The sequence below is a fragment of the Pedobacter sp. 01N416 genome (genome assembly GCF_056399685.1).
The window spans coordinates 1-1,076 of record NZ_JBFTRT010000920.1 but is presented as its reverse complement, the minus strand read 5'-3'; the positions used below and the strand labels follow the sequence as shown (position 1 = coordinate 1,076).

General features: G+C 41.8%; 1 protein-coding gene. It reads right to left on the bottom strand.

Annotation, left to right across the window (positions count from 1 at the left end):
- Positions 1-1,076: tRNA uridine-5-carboxymethylaminomethyl(34) synthesis GTPase MnmE (gene mnmE / locus AC1DND_RS28400; RefSeq protein ID WP_477586260.1), on the bottom strand; the 1,076-nt coding region annotated here is incomplete at both ends.

Here is a 1,076-nt window from a genome sequence, read left to right as displayed (position 1 = left end):
ACAAAACTTCGTAAATATATTCTCCAACAAATCATCGGTAGTCACTGTACCCGTAATTTCACCAAGATAATGAAGCGCCTGTTTGATGTCCATTGCTAAGAAATCAGAGGTAACCGGATTATCTACATTAGCCAAAACCCTTTGCAGGGCATGTTCGGTTTGTTTTAAAGCTTCTACATGGCGGATATTCGTTACCAGGGTTTCGCTGGTATTAATATGGTGCAAGTTAACCTGCTCCAATAAAGTGGTTTTTAATTCATCGATACCCTGTTTCTCTTTAGCCGAAATAAAAACAACATCTAAAGCTTCGAAAGCTTTACGCTGTGCATCTGCCATGAGGTCGGCTTTATTGACTAAAATTAAATAGGGGATAGCCAATTGCGCTAAACCCCGAACCTGCTCTTCAATTTCTGAATTACTTTGAGCGGCATCGGCCATGTAAATAATCAGTTTAGCCTGTTTCATTTTCTCTAAGGTACGTTCTACGCCTAAAGCTTCGATAATATCAGCAGTATCTCGGATTCCGGCCGTATCGATAAAACGGAAAACAATGCCGCCAATGGTGAGTTCATCTTCAATGGTATCGCGTGTGGTTCCGGCAATGTCCGAAACTATAGCGCGTTCTTCGTTCAGGAGTGCATTCAATAGAGTAGATTTACCCACATTAGGTTTGCCAGCAATAACAATTGGAACCCCATTTTTAATCACATTTCCCATTTCGAAAGAGGAGATTAAACGTTGCAGAACGTAGTTGATTTTGTTCACGAGGTTTTTTAGCTGTTCGCGGTTGGCAAACTCTACATCCTCTTCTGCAAAATCGAGTTCAAGCTCAATCATCGAGGCGAAATGGATCAATTGCTCTCGTAAACCCTTTAATTCATTGGCAAAGCCGCCACGCATCTGTTGCATGGCCACATCATGCGAAGCCTTCGAATTTGAGGCAATTAAATCGGCTACTGCTTCGGCCTGACTTAGATCGAAAGCACCGTTTAAAAAGGCACGTAAAGTAAATTCGCCAGGTTTGGCAGCGCGGGCTCCTTTACTAATTAACAGGTTAATAATCTGTTGGATAATAT